The 1,365-nt window shown below is 53.6% G+C and carries 1 protein-coding gene; it reads left to right on the top strand.

Annotated features, from left to right (window positions below; genetic code table 11):
* Positions 1-80: 80 nt before the first annotated feature.
* Positions 81-1,112 (top strand): IS110 family transposase, encoded by a 1,032-nt coding sequence (locus tag CAG44_RS27325; protein ID WP_085693505.1) that lies wholly within the window; start codon positions 81-83, stop codon positions 1,110-1,112.
* The last annotated feature ends 253 nt before the right edge of the window (positions 1,113-1,365 follow it).

The raw sequence follows: 1,365 nt of genomic DNA, 5'->3' as shown, positions 1-1,365 counted from the left end.
TACCTAATGAAATGGTCCTCCCAGGACTCCCCAGTGAAAGCCTAAGCTTTCACTGGGGGATCTAACTGGAGATCGCCGTTATGAATACTCAAAATCTTGCTCTTACCAGCTTGGATCTAGGCAAAAATTGTTTCCATTTCCACGGCCAGGATAGCCGTGGTCAGTACCTGTTCCGTAGCAAGATTTCTCGCAGCAAGGTTTTTTCCTACATCGCTCAACTACCACCCTGCACCTTGGCCATGGAGGCCTGTGGAGGCGCTCATTTCATGGCTCGATTCGCAGCCAGCTGTGGTCATCAACCCAAATTGATTGCCGCGCAGCATGTACGACCTTATGTCAAAAGTAACAAGAACGACTACACCGACGCCGAGGCCATTGGTGAAGCAGCCAGTCGTTCGGCAATGCGATTTGTTGCAATCAAAAGCGAAGCCCAGCAAGCGCTGAGCATGCTCAACATGACCCGTGAAGCTTTCATTCGGGACCGCACAGCGACGGTCAATCGAATCCATGCATTCCTGCTTGAGTGGGGCGTTAGCCTGGCGCCAACCTTCAAGTCGGTCAGAGAATTACCGGAAACCTTGGAAAAACTTCATGCTCCTGGCTCGGTCATTCGCCTTTTCGAACAGTTTCATGCGCACTTCAACTACCTCGACGAACAGGTCAAGGCACTCACCAAAGAGCTGGAGAGCCAGGTCGCTGGAGATGATCTGGCAACCCGTTTGATGACCATACCGTGTATTGGACCGATCACCTCCAGCGCCCTGGCTGCAGAATTAGGTGACGGTAAGCAGTTCAAACGAGGACGTGACTATTCGGCCTCGATAGGCCTGGTGCCCAAGCAGCTAACCACCGGCGGGAAACCGCGCTTGCTGGGTATCAGCAAACGCGGTGATCGCAATCAGCGACGGCTACTGGTGCAGTGCAGCCATACCTTCATCAACCACCTGGATAAGCAATCTGGGCGATTGGCTGATTGGGTGAGAGTGTTGCTGACTCGCCATCACCCGAATGTGGTTGTGTGCGCCTTGGCGAACCGACTAGCACGGATAGCTTGGGCAATCGCACACAGCCATGGCATTTATGAAGCAGGGCCAAGCGCACAGAACGCTTGACCCTGCGCTACCAAGCACCACCCAACGGTTTTTGCGATGCTGGATAACAGATGACGTAAACGGCCAACCGACCTGACGAAAAACCTGGGCTCCCACCCGGCTCTAAAGCCGATTTACCTAATCAGGATCGTCAGGCGCGACTTTCATCAAGGCGCGAACCTTAACCCTTCGACGCCGAATAGATTGCGGCAAGCCAACTACGCATCCAGATTCAGTATTGCAGAAACTGGGAGGACCATAGATGTGGGAGCGG

It is taken from the genome of Pseudomonas sp. B13(2017) (genome assembly GCF_002113245.1).
Taxonomy (GTDB): domain Bacteria; phylum Pseudomonadota; class Gammaproteobacteria; order Pseudomonadales; family Pseudomonadaceae; genus Aquipseudomonas; species Aquipseudomonas putida_Z.
Note: the sequence above shows the minus strand (reverse complement) of the source record. Positions and strands in the feature narration are given on the sequence as shown.

Bases quoted from the DNA above. Each gene is read 5' to 3' on its own strand.
- CAG44_RS27325 (WP_085693505.1), top strand. From the start codon at position 81: ATGAATACTCAAAATCTTGCTCTTACCAGCTTGGATCTAGGCAAAAAT.